The organism is Actinacidiphila polyblastidii, from assembly GCF_036353415.1.
GTDB classification, from domain to species: Bacteria; Actinomycetota; Actinomycetes; order Streptomycetales; family Streptomycetaceae; genus Actinacidiphila; species Actinacidiphila polyblastidii.
This window is the reverse complement of sequence record NZ_JAZEWV010000031.1, coordinates 1-15,311: the sequence shown is the minus strand read 5'-3', so window position 1 is coordinate 15,311 and position 15,311 is coordinate 1. Positions and strand designations below refer to the sequence as shown.

The following is a 15,311-nucleotide window of genomic DNA, read 5'->3' as shown; positions in this document are numbered from 1 at the left end:
ACGTGGGGCGCTCACCAGCGCAGCAGTGCCGTCTCGATCGTCGAGCCCGGCCCCATGGTCATCATGACGCCGTACTCGCCGGGCAGCGCGGTGCCCTCCTCCGCGAGGCGGCGATGGCTGAAGAGGAACGAACCGCTGGAGAGGTTGCCGAAGTCGCGCAGCACACCGGTGGTGTGCCGCAGGTCGTACCTGGTCAGACCGAGGTTGACCGCGACCGAGTCGACCACCTTCTTGCCGCCCGCGTGGACGGTCCAGTGGGCGATGTCGCTGCGCCGCAGCCCGTACCGCTCCAGGAGGGCGTCCACCGCGGTCTCGGCGTGGGCCCCGACGACGTACGGCACCTGCGGGTCGAGGAAGAAGCTGAACCTGCCGTGCGCGTCGTCCCAGTCGTACCGCATGGCGTCGATGGCGTCGGTGATCAGGTAGCTGCCGAAGCCGATCAGGCGCGGACCCGGGCCGGCGGTCGGTCCTGCGGTCACCGCGACGGCCGCGGCCCCGTCGCCGAAGAGGCTGTTCACCACCGAGGTGCGCATGGTCCCGTCGAAGACGTACGCCGCCGAGCACGCCTCGTCGCAGAGCAGGACCGCGAGCCGCCCGGGGTTGGCCACCGCCCAGCCGGACACCGCGTTCAGCCCGTTGAGCCCGGCGTTGCAGCCCATGCCGACGACGTCCAGGCGCTGGCAGCGGGGGTCGAGGCCCATCTCCTTGATGATCAGCGCGCTGAGGCCGGGGGTGAGGAAGCCGGTGGAGGTGACGCAGCACAGGTAGCCGACGTCGGCGGGGTCGGCGCCGGCCGCGTCGAGGCAGTCGCGCAGCGCCCGCGTGCCGACCTCGACTCCCTGAGCCTTGTGCTTGGCCAGCAGCGCGCCCTGCTCCTCGGGGCGGCGGGTCCCGTCCTCCCCCGGGGGCGGCAGCGTCAGATGGCGGCGGTCGATCGCACTGTTGAGGAAGACCGACCGGACCTTGGGGTCCTGGATGCCGAAGACGTCCAGGATCTCCGCCTGGGTGTACGACGTGGCGGGCACCGCGGTGCCCACCGCCGTGATCCGGGGGCGCCCGGCCAGGTGCGGATCGGACGGCCGGAGCCCGGTGCGGGCGCCGGGATGCGGAAGGACGGCGGCGCTCATCGGCCCCACCGCAGTTCCAGGGTGCAGCACTTGACGCTGCCGCCGCCCTTGAGGAGTTCGGACAGGTCGACTCCCACCGGCTCGAAACCGCGTTCGCGCAGCCGGCCGGCGAGCCCGGTGGCGGCGGCGGGCAGCACCACGTGGCGGCCGTCGCTGACCGCGTTGAGGCCGAAGACGGTCGCGTCCGCGGCGTCGGCGAGCACGGCGTCGGGGAAGAGCCGTTCCAGGACGGCCCGGCTGCCGGGGGAGAAGGCACCGGGGTAGTAGGCGACCAGGTCGTCGGTGAGCACGGCGAGGGCGGTGTCCAGGTGGTAGTACCGCTCGTCGACCAGTTCCAGGCCGATCACCGGGCGGCCGAAGAACTCCTGCGCCTCGGCGTGCGCCGCGCGGCTGCTGCGGAAACCGGTACCGGCCAGCAGCCAGGGGCCCGCGACGAGGAAGTCGCCCTCGCCCTCGTTGACCTCACCGGCCTCGGCGGCCTGCGGGACACGCTCGCGCAGCCATTCCAGGTAGGCAGGACCCTCGGCGGCACGTTCCGGATTGCGGAAGCGGGCGCCGAGCGCCTTTCCGTCCACGACGGTGGCGCCGTTGGCCGCGTACACCATGTCGGGAAGGCCTGGCAGCGGGTCGATGAGGTCGACGCGGTGGCCGAGATCGAGGTAAAGATCGCGCAGCCGCTCCCACTGGAGCAGAGCGAGGGCGCGGTCCACCGGTTTCCCGGGGTCCATCCAGGCGTTGATCGCGTAGGTGACGTCGAAGTGGGTGGGAGGGCACATCAGGAAGTGCCGGGGGCGGGCGTGCCGGGGCTCAGCGAGGGTCATGGTCTCCGCACAGGATCGGAAGGACGGGGGAGGGGAGGGGGAGGGGCGCTGGCGGGGGCGCTGGCGCTCAGGGCGGTCTCAGCGCGCGCCGATGAGTCCGGCGCCGGCCTCCGCCGACGGCGTCGCGCACGTGGTGGACGGCGGCCGGTCGGAGGCGGCCGACGAGCGGTCGGACCGGACGAGGACGACCATCACGCCCTGCTGCACGGTGCGGCCGTCCTGGTTGAGCAGCGCGCAGGTGACGGCGACGGGGCCGGGTGAGCCGTCGGTGGTCTGCCGGACGGTTTTCACGGTCATCCGGAACGTGACGGTGTCGCCGATGAACACCGGTGCCAGGAAACGCCAGTCGGTGAGCTTGACCATGGCCACCGCGGTGCCGATGAACACGCCGATCCGGTCGAGCAGACCGGTGAGGACCGACATGCCCAGCACGCCGTAGACGACGCGGCGGCCGTACGGAGTGCCGCGGCAGAACTCGGCGTCGGTGTGGATGGGGTTGTAGTCGCCGCTGAGTCCGGCGAAGTTGACGACATCGGTCTCGGTGATGGTGCGGCCGGGGCTGGTCCATTGCTGGCCGGGGGCGAACTCTTCGAGATACAGGCCGGTCACGGGAGGGTCCTTCCGGAAGTCGTTCGAGGGTGGGGGAGTTCAGCTGCGGGCCAGGCGCAGGACGTCGGCCACGGTGTGGGAGGGCGTCAGATCGTCGGCGTCGACGTGGGCCCCGTGGTCGTCGCGCAGGATGACGACGAGCTCCAGGACGGCGTAGCGGTCGAGGCCCGCCGCGCCCAGCGTCGTGTGCGGCCGCAGCCGGCGGCGGTCGGCGCCGAAGTGCCGTACGAGCAGCGTCGCGACAGTGTCGGGGGACAGCCGGACGAGCGCGGCGGCTGCGGGCGAAGAAGCGGGAGCGGGCGAGGAGGAGGGAGCGGGCGAGGAGGAGGGAGCGGGCGAAGAAGCGGGAGCGGGCGAGGAGGAGGGAGCGGGCGAGGGCGACGGAATGAGCAGGCTCATGACAGGGTTCCCCTTTGCCGGGGGTGCGGGTGGTCGGGCGATCGGACGTGCAGGGGCGCCTGGGCGACCGGCCGACCCTCAGGGCCTGGGGCGACGGACGCCGCGGGGTGATCCGCAGGAGGGCAGCGCGCAGCGTCCGGGGCGCGGCGGGACGCCGGCCGGGAAAGGCGTGACGGTGCAGAGGCGTGACGGTGGAAGGCCGGGCGGAGGGAAACCGGGAAGTCCCGGCCGGCAGGAGCGGCCGGTGCGGTGGTGACGGCAGGACGGGAAGCGGGGTGGGTCCGGTCTCAGCCGGTCAGTGGGCGTCGATTCCGCTGAGCGTGGTGGCCAGAACCCGCCAGACCTCCGACACCAGGTGCAGGTTGCCCCGCTCCTGTGCCTCGGCGGCGAGTTTCTCGATGGCGCGCACCCCGGTCTCCTGGTGGCCGCGCATGACGAGCACCTGGTTGTGCAGCAGTTCCATCCGGATGCGGTCCCGGAAGGTCAGCGCTCCCATCGAGGGTTCGATCCGTTCGTACAGCGCGGTCACCGTGTCGATGTCCCGCCGCTGGAAGGCGAGATGGGCGCGCACCACGTCCAACTCGATCTCGTTGGTCGCCGTACCGACGATCCGGACGATGGGTTCGGCCTCGTGCAGGAGGCGTTCGGCGGTCCCGACCCGCGGCGGGTTCATCTGGAGGCTCAGGGACGCGGCGGCCAGCCGCAGCCGCAGCGACAGCAGGGGGGCGTCGCGGCTCTCCAGCCGGCCCAGCGCGCGGTCGAGGAGTTCGGCCGCACCGGTCTCGTCCCCCTCACGCAGCCGGACGTTGGCCACGGCCCAGAGCACCTCGGCGTAGGGAGCACCGGTCAACTCCTCTGCGGTGGCAAGCAGTTGGTCGGAGTAGACGCGGGCCTCGGCCATCCGGCCGGACTCGGCCAGGACCGACACCAGCACCAGCCGGGCCTTGACGGTGTCGCGTCGCGGGACCGCGTGCTCCTCCGCGATGGCGACCGCCACCTGCGCGCTGACCAGGGCCTCGGCGATGTCGCCGGTCTCCCGCAGACACCAGGCCAGGTGGCTGTGGACGCGTTCGCGCAGCAGCGGGACGCCGATCTGGTCGCTGAGCGCGGCCAGGTCGCGGGCGGTGTCCAGCGCGCCGGCCAACCGCCCCTGGGAGGCGTGCAGATGGGTGAGCTTCCACAACGAGACCCAGCGCAGGTCCACGTTGTCCGTGTCGGGGCTGCGCACCGCCGCGTCGAGCAGCGGCAGCGCAGAGCCGTCGTCCGCGTCGGATGACGTGACGTGCGCCAGCGCTTGGCCGAGCGCGCTCAGTTCCACGGTTTCGAAGGCGTCGGCGGGCACGCCCAGACGCGCGGTGAGGTGCTCCAGCACCTTCTGCGTCGGGGGGCGGGCGCCCGACTCCAGCCGGGAGAGGTACGCGGTGGACAATCCCTCGGCCGCCAGCTCCGCCTGCGACAGACCGCGGGCGAGCCGCAACTCGCGCAGACGGCGTCCGAATGTGGGCTGTTCGAGCACCGGAGGACCTTCCCGTTCGGTCAGCGGGCGACAGTCGCCCGACGCGCTGGAGTATTGCCAGAGAGGGTACATCGGGGACCGGGCCACCGGCTGCGGGTTGCCAGGCGTGGCAACCCGCGGTCCGGCCGGCGCCCGACGGCCGTCGTGGCGGGTCACGGCCAGTCGATGCCGTCGGTGCGGGTGCCGGCGGGTGCGCCGGTCACGGTCCCGGCGGTCGGCGCGACGGGCCAGTCGATCGCCGTGGCAGGCCGGGCGGACTGCTCCCCGTGCAGGGCCTGGGCGGTGGTGGCGCCTACGGCCAGTACGGCCAGGGCGGCGGTGGCGACCGCCGTGCCGGTGCGGAATCGGAGGGCGGGGCGAAGGACGCGGAAGGCGGACATGGCTGCTCCTTGTGCGGGAAATCGCGACGGGTGGGCCGGTAAGGCCGCGGTGGTGGTCCGTCGGCTGCCGACACCCAGAACGTTAGACCGAGTTGCCAATGCTTGGCAAGTGTCATTCTCATGCTTGACAAGTGTGGCAAGCCATCCGTACTTTCGCTGTCACGTAAGGAATCCGTCCACGCCTTGAGGAGACCCGGGATGGCCACCGAGACCGCCCACACCCGCCCCGCCCCCGACGGCCCCGCCCCCGACGGCCTGCCCACGCGGGACGTCATCGGGATCGGCTTCGGCCCGTCGAACATGGCGCTCGCCATCGCCCTCGCCGAGGACGGCGGGCGGCCCGGGGCGACAGACGTCGACGCGCTCTTCCTGGAACGGCGGCCCCGCTTCGGCTGGCACCCCGGAATGCTCCTGGCGGGCGCCACCATGCAGGTGAGCTTCCTGAAGGACCTGGTCACCATGCGGAACCCGGTCAGCCCCTTCGGCTTCCTGTCCTACCTGCACGCCAAAGGCAGGCTGGCCGACTTCATCAATCTGAAGAACTTCTTCCCCACCCGCACGGAGTTCCACGACTACCTGGAGTGGAGCGCCGACCAGCTCCCCGACATGGTCGAGTACGGCACCACCGTGACCGCTCTGCGCCCGCTCACCGAGGACGGGAGGGTCACCGCCTTCGCGGTCGAGAGCCGTAGCGCGGCCGACCAGCGGACCCGGGTGCGCACCGCCCGCAACATCGTCGTGGCCAGCGGCCTGGTGCCGCGGCTGCCGCAGGGCATCGAGTGCGACAAGCGCGTGTGGCACAGCGCCGAGCTGCTGGAGCGGCTGGAGGAGCTGGACGAGCGCGAGTCACTGCGCTTCGCCGTCGTCGGTGCCGGGCAGAGCGCCGCCGAGGTGACCGCCCACCTGCACACGCGCTTTCCGCAGGCCGAGATCCACGCCGTCGTCCCGCGCTACGGCTACAGCCCGGCGGACGACTCCCCGTTCGCCAACCGGGTCTTCGACCCCGCCGCCGTGGACGAGTTCTACAGCGCGCGGCAGGAGGCGAAGGACAGCATCTTCGCCTATCACGGCAACACCAACTACGCGGTGGTCGACGTGGAGTTGATCACCGAGCTGTACCGCCGGACGTACCAGGAGTCGGTGGCGGGGCGCCGGCGCATGTTCGTCCACAACCTGTGCCGGGTGTCCGGGCTCACCAGCACCCCCGACGGGCGGCCCGCGCTGCACATCACCCACCTCGCCGACCTCTCGGTCCGGCGGCTCGACGTGGACGCCGTCGTCTTCGCCACCGGGTACGACCAGATGGACCCCACCGACCTGCTGGGACCCGCCGCCGAACTGTGCCTGCGGGACGCCGACGGCAGGCTGCAGGTGGGCCGGGACTACCGGGTGCGCACCGCCGAGCATGTCACGGCCGGCATCTACCTCCAGGGCGGCACCGAGCACACGCACGGCATCTCGTCGTCCCTGCTGTCCAACCTCGCGGTCCGGGCCGGTGACATCACCGCTTCGCTCACCGCGGCCCGCCCCTGACCGGCCGTCCGCCCTGACCGTCCGCCCGGCCGTCCCCGCCCGCCTCTGTACGACCCCGCCCGCCTCTGTACGACCACGCCCCCCAAGGAGCGAGGACCCACCATGTTCGTACCCGATCGCTACCGTCCCCAGCATCCCGGCCAGGTCCTGGACCTCGTGCGCGGCAACCCCCTGGCGCTGCTCACCGTCAACGGCGACACGGGCCCGTTCGCCACCCATCTGCCCATGGTCCCCGAGGAGTCCACGCTCGCGGCGGGCGGCGGACCCACCGGGCTGGCCGGGACCACCTTCCTCGGCCACATGGACCGCCGGAACCCGCAGTGGGCCGCGCTCACCGCCGACCGGCCGGCCCTCGCGGTCTTCCACGGCCCGCACGGCTATGTCTCGCCCACCGTGTACGGCACCGTGCCCGCCGCGCCGACCTGGGACTTCACCGCGGTCCACCTGCGCGGCCGGATCGAGCGGCTGGCGCCCGAGGAGGTGCTGGGCGTCGTGACCGAAACCGTCCGGATCTTCGAGCGGGACCTCGGCACCGGGTGGGACACGGCCGGTTCCCTCGACTACTTCGCCTCCCTCGCCACCGGGGTGGGGGCCTTCCGGCTCCATGTCACGGCGGCTGACGCGATGCTGAAACTCAGTCAGGAGAAGGACGACGCCGTCCGCGCGCGCGTCGCCTGCGCGTTCGCCCGCAGCGCGGAGGGCGGCCACCGCGCACTCGCGGCACTGATGGACTGAACGCGCCGCTCCGCACGCCGAAAGAGGCGCGGCGTCCCACTGCCCGCGCCCGATGACGGACGCCGGCCCGAGCACCCCCTGGAGCCCGCGCCGCCACTCGCCCTCCCCGCGCGGACTCCTCTCCGCCTCTCTCCTCCCGAGCCCCCGCCCGCCCGGCCGTCCGCCGGCGCCCGACCGGAACCAGGTGAACCGTCATGCCCGCCAACCGCCCGGCCACCGACCCCTTCAGCGAGGAATTCACCCGCGACCCCTACTCCGCCCTGGCCCAGGAGCGGGCCGCCGGGCCCGTGCAGCGGTTCACCCGCCCCGACGGGCAGACGGTCTACCGCGTCCTCGGCCACGCCGAGGCCCGCACCGTCCTGAGCGACAGACGCTTCTCGACCGACCCCGCCCGGGTCAGCGCGGCACTGGCCGGCCCGGGCCGGCCGCAGCCGCAGGCCGCTCCCGCGCCACGCAACCTCATGCTCACCGACCCGCCTGACCACGACCGCCTCAAGCGGCTGGTCATCCGGGCCTTCACCCCCGGGCGGGTGGAGGCGCTGCGGCCCCGGCTGCAGGAGATCGTCGCCGGACTGCTCGACGCCATCGCCCCGCTCGGCCGCGCCGACCTGGTCGAAGCGCTCGCCGTACCGCTGCCGATGGCGATCCTGTGCGAGCTGCTCGGGGTGCCGCTCGCGGACCGCGCCGACTTCCGCGCCTGGTCCGACGCCGCCTTCCTGCCGCGCGACCGCAGCATCGGCGGGCTCTCCTCCGCCGACGGCATGCGGAACCTGCACACCTACATCAAGGAGACCATCGCGCAGCGCCGGGCCGGCGCCGCGGGGAAGGACGCGGAGCAGACCAAGGACCTGCTGTCGGCCCTGATCGCGGCCCGGGACGCCGACGACGGACACCTGGACGAGGAGGAACTGGTCAGCATCTGCGTGCAGTTGCTCGCCGCCGGGCACGAGACGACGGCGAAGGCGATCGCCAACGCCGTCCACACGCTGCTCACCCACCCCGACCAGCTCGCCGCGCTGCGGGCCGATCCGGCGCTGATGACGGGCGCGGTCGAGGAACTGCTCCGCTTCGACGGGCCGATCCTGTCGGCCACCATCCGGGTCACGACCAGCGAGGTCGTCCTGGCCGGGGTCACCATCCCCGCCGGGTCACTGGTGAGCGCGGTCCTCGGTTCGGCCGACCGGGACGAGGCGCGGTTCCCCGGCGCCGACACCTTCGCACTCGCGCGGCCGGGCAGCAGCCGCCACCTCCAGCTCGGCTACGGCATCCACTACTGCCTGGGCGCGCCGCTCGGCCGGCTTCAGCTGCGGATCACCCTCCAAGCGCTGCTCGACCGCTTCCCCGACCTGGCTCTGGGGGTGCCGCCGGAGCAGATCACCTGGCGCCGGTACATGAACATGCGGGGGCTCGAGTCGTTGCCGGTGGTCTTCACCCCCGTGCCCGTCGAGGCTCGGGCGTCCGTGCGGCCGCCCGAGGTCCCGGCGCGCGGACCCGAGGGCGTACCGGAGGGCGTACAGGAGCCCCTGCCGGCGGCACACGGGGCCGGGGCCGCGGGAGCTCCCGGTGAGCCACCGGCGCCGGACGTACCCGGTCAGCCTCCGGCAGCGGGCCGCTGCCCGTTCTCCGCCGCGACCGTGCCGACGAAGGAGGCGAAGCGGTCGAGCGCGGCCTCGGCGTCGGCGGGCGAGAGCGAACTGCACGACAAGCGCAGCAGCCTGAGCGGTGCCGCGCTGTCGTAGAAGTGGTGCAGCGGAGACCAGATCACCCCGAACTCCCCTGCTGAGCGCTCCAGTTCGGTGTCGGTGACCTCGAAGGGGACCTCCACGGTGACGAAGAAGCCGCCGGCCGGCCGGGTCCAGCGCACACCCGACCCGGGTCCGAACCGCCGGCCGAGGCCGTCCAGCAGGTGGGTCAGCGCGTCGCGGTAGAAGCGCGCCTCCCGCCTGTTGGCCGCCGCGAGGCTGCCGCCGTGGGCGAGCAGGCGTCCGCCGACCACCGCCTGCGTGATCGGGGGGGTGTTCACCGTGACCATGCTCTTGGCCCGCGCCAGGCAGTCCGCGAGCAGCAGCCGGCCGCCTCCGGGTGCGGCCACCACCTGGTCGGCCACGACGTAGCCGATCCGGGCGCCCGGGTAGACCGTCTTGGCGAGCGACCCGAGGTAGACCACCCGCCGGTCCCGGTCGAGGGACTTCAGGGTGGGGAGCCGGGTGCCGTCCAGCGGGAAGAAGCCGTAGGGATTGTCCTCCAGGATCAGCAGGTCCTCCGCCGCGGCCACCTCCAGCAGGCCGGTGCGCTGCGCCAGCGACATCCGGCTGCCCGTCGGATTGGCGAAGTCCGGAACCAGGCAGCAGGCCCGGGGGCGCAGGCCCGCCCGCCGGGCCTCCCGGGCGGCGCGCGCCACCTCGGCGGGCTCCACGCCGTCCGGCCCGGACGGGACGGGCACCACCGGCATGCCGAGGAGCCTCGCCGCGCCGGTGAGGCCGACGAACGCCGGGACGACCGCGAGCAGCGCGTCGCCGGGATCGCGGCGCAGCGCACTCAGGGAGAGGAACAGCGCCTCCTGGAAGCCGACCGTCACCACGACGGCCTCCGGGTCCACCTCGATCCCCTCGTCCAGCGACAGGTGGCGGGCGATCAGTTCGTGGACGATGCCCTTGGTCCGGCCGTACTGCAGGACCGTGCGCCGCACCTCGGCCTCGCTCAGCCCGCGGTCGTCGCGCAGGTGCGCGCAGAACCGGCGCAGCGCGGCGTGCACGTCCTCCAGGTCCCAGCCGCCTTCGTACGGGGCGCCCGCCGCGAGCGACAGCGCCCCGGGGTAGCGCCCGGCGACCTCGTTGAGGAACGTCACGGACGTCAGCAGCCCGTCCCCCAGGGCGGGATGCAGCCCGCTGAGGAAGAGGTCCGGCGCGGCCTGATCGGTCAGTACGGGCATACGGGGCTCCTGAGGACGGCGGGTCGGGCGGAAACGGCGGACGGGGTCGACAGGACCGGGGCGCGACGGCGGAGGGCTGCTGCCGCCCGCCCGCACCGGGCGCGGACCGCAGCGCTCGGGCCGCCTGCACGGCTGATGCGGGCGACACGGCCGGCACGGCCTCCTCGGGCAGGGGGAGCGTGGCGGCCGGGCGCGCCGCGCGCGCCGAGCCCGGCGCGGAGGGCGGGCAGCCGGCGGCCGCGTCCCGCGGGGTCACGTCGGGGTCGCGGCCGGGCGGGGGAGGGGGCGCGGGAGCGCCGCGGCGGGAGGGGGGACGGCGCGGGAGGCGGCCGGGAGAACCGTCACCGCTGCCGTCACCGCCGCCGCCACGGCTGCGGCCTGGGCGCGGATCTCGGGGATCGCCGTGCTCTCCAGGAGGCTGCCGCGGCGGGGCGCGCCGAGCGTCCAGGCAGGCTGCGGTCCGCTCCCCGCGACGGCGGGCAGCAGGCGCCCGGTGCCGTCGGTGGCGAGTCCGATGCCGTGGGGGCCGGGACGGACCAGTCCGTCGGCCAGCGCCGATCGCAGCAGGGGGTCCGGGGAGCGGGCCGCGGCCGGTTCGGCACCCGCGCAGTTGACCACCGCGCCCACGGTCAGGGTCCGCCCGTCGGAGAGCCGGACGGCCAGGCCGGCCCCGTCCGGACGCACGCCGGTGACCTCGCCGCGCCGCACCGCGACGGTCCCCGCGGCGCACGCTGCGTCCAGCGCGTCGGCGCAGGCCGGCGGCAGCCGGTGCCGGTGCACGTCCCACAGGGCGCGGTCGCCGGACAGGAAGGTCGCCTGGTCCTCGGTGCTCAGGCACTGCCACAGCCGCGCCGTGACGGAACGCCAGCCGTCCAGCCCCGCCCGCCAGTCGCCGCGTTCGCGGCGGCAGCGCGCCGCGTGCCGCAGCACCGCGCGGCGCAGCGCGGCCAGCTCGACCGGCTCCGCGACCGGGGGCGGCGGCACGGCGGCCGCGGGGACGGCGGCGTGGGCGTGCGGGAGCAGTCCGTGGCGGGAGACGGCGTGCACCACCCGGCCCCGCCGGGCCAGGTGGAGCGCGGTGTCGGCCATGGTCAGCCCGGTGCCGACGACGAGCACATCGGCGGACGGCGGCACCGCGCCGAGCGCACCCGGTGCCCACGGGTCCGCGACGAAGGCCGGTGAGCCGCGCAGCCCGGCCGGCGCCCATCCGACCCGCGGGGCGCCCGCGCCGGTCGCCAGCACCAGCGCGTCCGCGCCGATCCGCCGGCCGTCGGCGAGGGCCACGGTGAAGCCCGCGCCCGCGCGGCCGACCCGCACCGCCGACGCGCGGAGGTGGGACAGCCGCGCCCGGTCGGCCGTGGCGCGGGCCGCCGCGCGCAGGACGTCCTCCAGGTAGTCGCCGTAGAGGGCGCGCGGGACGAAGGCGCCGGGGTCGCACGGCAGGCCGCGCGCCGCCAGGAAGGCCGTGAAGCCTCCGGGTTCCTCGGCGAAGGCACCCATCCGTCCGGCGGGGACGTTCAGCAGATGACGGGGTTCCCTGGTGGCGTACGCGATGCCCGGACCCGGCCGCGGACCGGGGTCGACCAGGGTGACGCGCGGACCGTGCCGGTTCCCGGCGTCGCGCAGCAGGTGCGCGGCGACGAGCACGCCGGCGGCGCCCGCGCCCACCACGACCACCCGGCGTCCGGTGCTGGAAGGCCGCACGCGACCACCTCCTCATGGGCTGGCGGCCGGGACCGGCCGCGCGAGCGCGCCCCGGCATTCGGGCCGGGCCGTCGGCCTCCAGGCTGCCCGGTGAATACCGCGCGCGGCGGTCGCCGCACACCTCAGGAAAATGCCGCGCAGGAAAGGGCCTGGCCCGTGTTCCGGTATGACCTGCGCAAGCCGGAACCAATGGCCACAAGACGTCAGCAGGTCGAATTGCGGACGGACACCGCACATCGAGAAGGGGTCGGGAAAAAGTTCACGGAAACCCGGCAATATTTTCCCAAAGGGTTAGCCAAAAATGATCTATCTCCGCGTACTTTTCGCCTTGCCACCTTTTCCGGGTCGCACCGCGGAGGCAATGCTGTTCCAGCGAGTGCGGCGACCGGGGTGAGGACTGTTACGTGGAAGTGGGCACTGCTGGCGGCGAAGGGGATCGGCCGCCGGAGGGGACCGGCGACGCGTCCCGGTTGGGCGCCGACGAGGTCGCCGTCTACGGGTGGATCGCCGCCCATGAGGGCGTCGATGTCGCCGGGGCGGCCGGCGCCCTCGGCCTGACACCGGAGCGGGTCGCCGCGGCCTCCGCGTCGCTCACCGCCCTCCGGCTGGTGCACGAGGCCGACGGTCGGCTGGACGTCCTCGACCCCGACCTCGTGTCCGGGGTGATGGCGGCCCCGGTCATCCTCGCCCTCCAGCGCCACCAGAGCGAACTCGAACTGATCCGGGAGCGGTTCTCCGGGCTGCGGGACACCTATCTGCGGGCGACGCGCGCCCGTTCCCCGAAGATCGAGCAGGTCGGACAGGTCGAGGAGGTGCGCGCCGCCCTGACCCGGGCCGCCGACGAGTGCCAGGCCGAGATCCTCACCTGTCAGCCCGGCGGCAACCGCGTGCCCGAGGTGCTGGAGGAGGCGCTGCGGCGCGACACGACCACCCTCGCCCGCGGCGTGCGGATGCGCACCCTTTACCACCACACCGCCCGCTTCAACGGCCCGAGCCAGGCGTACGTGGCCACCCTGTCCATGCTGGGCGCCGAGTACCGGACCGCCCACGAACTCTTCGGCCGGCTCATCGTCTTCGACCAGCGGGTGGCCTTCATCCCGTACGCGGACGACAGTTGGGGCGCGGTGGTGATCCGCGAGCCGTCGATCGTGCACTACCTGTGCCGGATCTTCGAGCAGACCTGGACCCTCGCGCAGCCGTTCTCCGACGCGTCCGTGGACGGCATGGAGGCGGTCGCCGCCGATCTCGACCGGACGATCGCACGGCTGCTCGCCGCCGGGATGAAGGACGAGGCAATCGGCCGCCGCCTGGGCATGTCCCTGCGCACCGTGCGCCGGCACATCGCCGACATGATGGAGGACCTGGGCGCCGAGAGCCGGTTCCAGGCGGGGGCGCTGATGGCCGCCAAGGGGCTGCTGTCGGACGGGGACGACCAGGCGCTGACCGTCCCCACGACGACCGGCTGAGCCGGACGCGGACGCCGGCCCGCGCCGGACCCGCCCGCGCCGGTTCGCGTACCGGCTCGCCTACCGGACCGCGCCCCTCGCGGGCGCGCCGGTCATCGCTGCCCGCGCACTCGACCACGAACGCGTCACCTTGGGCTTCCACGGTGTCCGACTCCCTTGCGAGTCCAGGTGGTCCGAGGGGCGGCCAGGGCCGTTCCGGAGGGAACCGGCGCCCTGCCGCCCGGGGCGGGGGGGCCTGCCTGATCCAGGCTGCGACAGTTCCTCTCGCTCCTGCGGGGCCGCGGCCTTCACCAACATGCCAGGCACCAACCGGCTCGTACGACAAACCGCGCATGCCGCCTGAAGGGGATTTCCGCGGTGGCAGGCCGCCCGGGAATCGGGCAACAATCCTTGCGTCACGGCTGATCGGACAGCCGCAGGCCGCCCCGTCCCGGTCCCGCACGACTTCCCGCGGCGGCACCCTCGTACCCCGGACACCCCATGTCCGCGGGCTCTGTCCTGTCCTCCTGCCGCCACGGGACCGGCCGGCGCCCGTCCTGACGACTCGACCCGGACCACCACCCCGACGCCATCCCGGCGAACGCCCGTCCGCGACCGGCGGCAGCAGGAGCACCAGCAGGAGGAAGCCATGACTGAATCCGCCGAGCGACCGTCCCCCCTTTCGGCCGCCCAGCTCGGATTCTGGTACGCCCAGGCGCTCGCGCCCGGGAGCCGGTACGACGTCGTCGCGGAGTACCTGGACATCCGCGGCCATGTGGACCCGGATCTGATGCAGGCCGCCTGCTGCCAGGCCATCGACGAGACGAACACCCTGCGGTCCCGGATCGCCGCGGACGGTCCGGCGCCGCGGCAGACCCTGATCAGCCGGCTCGACTTCGAGATCCCGATGGTCGACCTGACCGGCGCCGCCGACCCCGAGGCCGAAGCCCACGCGTGGATGCAGGCCGACGCACGGCGCCCGGTGGACATCCGGGACTTCCCGCTCTTCCGCTTCGCCCTGCTCCGGCTCGGGCCCCGCCGCCACTTCTGGTACCAGCGCTTCCACCACGCCGCCATGGACGGCTACGCCACCACCCTCTTCCGGGACTGGCTCGGCGTCCTGTACACCGCACTCGCCAACGGCACCCGGCCCCCCGAGCACGACATGGTGCAGCTCGCGGAGCTGGTCGCCGAGGAGGAGACCTACCGCGCCTCGCCGGCCTTCGCCGACGACCGCGCCTACTGGCAGGCCCGCTTCCCCGACGGCATCACCCGCACCAGCCTGTCCGCACAGCCGCCCACCGGCCCCCGGCAGGAGTTCATCCGCGAGGACGGCCGGCTTCCGCGGGCCCTGCTCGGCGAGCTGCGCGCCGCGGCCCGCGGGATGCGCACCAGCTGGTCGGCGGTGCTGGTCGCCGCGGTCGCCGTGTACACCCACGCCCTCACCGGGACGGAGGAGTTCACCCTCGGCCTGCCCGTCTCCGGCCGCAGGACCCCGGCGGCCCGCCGCGGCCTGGCCGCGATGTCCAACCTGCTGCCGCTGCGGATGCGCGTCACCCCGGGCGCCACCGTCGCCGAACTGGTGCGGCAGGCCACGGCCGAGATCCGCGGCGCCCTGCGGCACCAGCGCTATCGGTACGAGGACCTGCGCCGCGATCTGCGGGCGGTCGACGACACCGGCCTGTTCGGCCCGTTCGTCAACATCATCAACTTCGCCACCGACCCGCGCTTCGGCGAGCACACCGCCACCACCCACGTCCTCACCTACGGCGCCGTCGAGGACTTCTCCATCGCCGTCTGCGAGTGGGACGACGACTCCGACTTCGGCTTCTCCGTCTACGCCAATCCCGCGCTCCACACCCCCGAGGAGGTCCGCCGCCACCTCGACCGCCTGATCCAGGTGATCGGGCGTGTCGCCGCGGCCGGCCACACCGCCAAGGTGGCCTCGATCGCGGTGCTGACCGACCGGGAACTGCACGAGGTGCCGTCGCTGTCCGCGGGTGCTCCGTCAGTGGGTGCTCCGTCGGTGGGTGGTGTGTCGGTGGGTGCTCCGTCGGTGGGTGGTGTGTCGGGGGGTGTTGCGTCCGCGGGTGGTGTGTCGGGGGGTGGT

12 protein-coding genes and 1 pseudogene are annotated in these 15,311 nt (G+C 73.8%); 5 read left to right on the top strand and 8 right to left on the bottom strand.

Annotated features, from left to right (window positions below; all coding sequences use genetic code 11):
* Positions 1–11: 11 nt before the first annotated feature.
* The 6 genes from dpgA to V2S66_RS26755 form a co-directional block, all read right to left on the bottom strand.
* Positions 12–1,127 (bottom strand): 3,5-dihydroxyphenylacetyl-CoA synthase DpgA, encoded by a 1,116-nt coding sequence (gene dpgA, locus V2S66_RS26780; RefSeq protein WP_330799250.1) that lies wholly within the window; start codon positions 1,125–1,127, stop codon positions 12–14.
* Entirely contained in the window at positions 1,124–1,948 is an 825-nt protein-coding gene (gene ddaH / locus V2S66_RS26775) for a dimethylargininase (RefSeq protein ID WP_330799248.1), read from the bottom strand. The genes dpgA and ddaH overlap by 4 nt, the downstream gene beginning before the upstream one ends.
* 78 nt (positions 1,949–2,026) lie before the next feature.
* The gene (locus V2S66_RS26770) at positions 2,027–2,557 is read right to left on the bottom strand and encodes a MaoC/PaaZ C-terminal domain-containing protein (protein WP_330799246.1); all 531 of its coding nucleotides are present in this window, start codon (positions 2,555–2,557) and stop codon (positions 2,027–2,029) included.
* Positions 2,558–2,596: 39 nt separating this feature from the next.
* Complete coding sequence (locus V2S66_RS26765; protein WP_330799245.1) at positions 2,597–2,956, bottom strand: hypothetical protein; 360 nt, start codon at positions 2,954–2,956, stop codon at positions 2,597–2,599.
* Positions 2,957–3,251: 295 nt separating this feature from the next.
* Complete coding sequence (locus V2S66_RS26760; protein WP_330799244.1) at positions 3,252–4,472, bottom strand: helix-turn-helix domain-containing protein; 1,221 nt, start codon at positions 4,470–4,472, stop codon at positions 3,252–3,254.
* Between the two features lie 152 nt (positions 4,473–4,624).
* Positions 4,625–4,852, bottom strand: a complete 228-nt coding sequence (locus V2S66_RS26755; RefSeq protein ID WP_330799243.1) for a hypothetical protein — start codon at positions 4,850–4,852, stop codon at positions 4,625–4,627.
* Between the two features lie 198 nt (positions 4,853–5,050).
* On the opposite strand from V2S66_RS26755, the gene V2S66_RS26750 reads away from it, so the two are divergent.
* The 3 genes and pseudogenes from V2S66_RS26750 to V2S66_RS26740 form a co-directional block, all read left to right on the top strand.
* A complete protein-coding gene (locus V2S66_RS26750) occupies positions 5,051–6,385 on the top strand; it encodes a lysine N(6)-hydroxylase/L-ornithine N(5)-oxygenase family protein (RefSeq protein ID WP_330799241.1) in 1,335 nt (444 codons plus the stop codon).
* 102 nt (positions 6,386–6,487) lie between these two features.
* The gene (locus V2S66_RS26745) at positions 6,488–7,120 is read left to right on the top strand and encodes an FMN-binding negative transcriptional regulator (RefSeq protein WP_330799239.1); all 633 of its coding nucleotides are present in this window, start codon (positions 6,488–6,490) and stop codon (positions 7,118–7,120) included.
* 194 nt (positions 7,121–7,314) lie between these two features.
* Positions 7,315–8,448, top strand: a pseudogene (locus V2S66_RS26740) (cytochrome P450 family protein); the annotation flags it as partial.
* Positions 8,449–8,711: 263 nt separating this feature from the next.
* Here the strand turns inward: V2S66_RS26740 and V2S66_RS26735 are convergent.
* Positions 8,712–10,052 (bottom strand): aminotransferase-like domain-containing protein, encoded by a 1,341-nt coding sequence (locus V2S66_RS26735; protein ID WP_330799237.1) that lies wholly within the window; start codon positions 10,050–10,052, stop codon positions 8,712–8,714.
* Between the two features lie 252 nt (positions 10,053–10,304).
* The gene (locus V2S66_RS26730; RefSeq protein WP_330799236.1) at positions 10,305–11,756 is read right to left on the bottom strand and encodes an FAD/NAD(P)-binding protein; all 1,452 of its coding nucleotides are present in this window, start codon (positions 11,754–11,756) and stop codon (positions 10,305–10,307) included.
* A 404-nt stretch (positions 11,757–12,160) separates the two neighbouring features.
* On the opposite strand from V2S66_RS26730, the gene V2S66_RS26725 reads away from it, so the two are divergent.
* Positions 12,161–13,222 carry a helix-turn-helix domain-containing protein gene (locus V2S66_RS26725; RefSeq protein ID WP_330799235.1) on the top strand — a complete coding sequence of 354 codons (1,062 nt, stop codon included), beginning with the start codon at positions 12,161–12,163 and terminating at the stop codon, positions 13,220–13,222.
* Between the two features lie 628 nt (positions 13,223–13,850).
* A partial coding sequence (locus V2S66_RS26720; RefSeq protein WP_330799234.1) for a condensation domain-containing protein occupies positions 13,851–15,311 on the top strand: 1,461 nt, incomplete at its 3' end.

Bases quoted from the DNA above. Each gene is read 5' to 3' on its own strand.
- V2S66_RS26755 (WP_330799243.1), bottom strand. From the start codon at position 4,852: ATGTCCGCCTTCCGCGTCCTTCGCCCCGCCCTCCGATTCCGCACCGGC.
- V2S66_RS26735 (WP_330799237.1), bottom strand. From the start codon at position 10,052: ATGCCCGTACTGACCGATCAGGCCGCGCCGGACCTCTTCCTCAGCGGG.
- V2S66_RS26745 (WP_330799239.1), top strand. From the start codon at position 6,488: ATGTTCGTACCCGATCGCTACCGTCCCCAGCATCCCGGCCAGGTCCTG.
- V2S66_RS26750 (WP_330799241.1), top strand. From the start codon at position 5,051: ATGGCCACCGAGACCGCCCACACCCGCCCCGCCCCCGACGGCCCCGCC.
- ddaH (WP_330799248.1), bottom strand. From the start codon at position 1,948: ATGACCCTCGCTGAGCCCCGGCACGCCCGCCCCCGGCACTTCCTGATG.
- V2S66_RS26765 (WP_330799245.1), bottom strand. From the start codon at position 2,956: ATGAGCCTGCTCATTCCGTCGCCCTCGCCCGCTCCCTCCTCCTCGCCC.
- dpgA (WP_330799250.1), bottom strand. From the start codon at position 1,127: ATGAGCGCCGCCGTCCTTCCGCATCCCGGCGCCCGCACCGGGCTCCGG.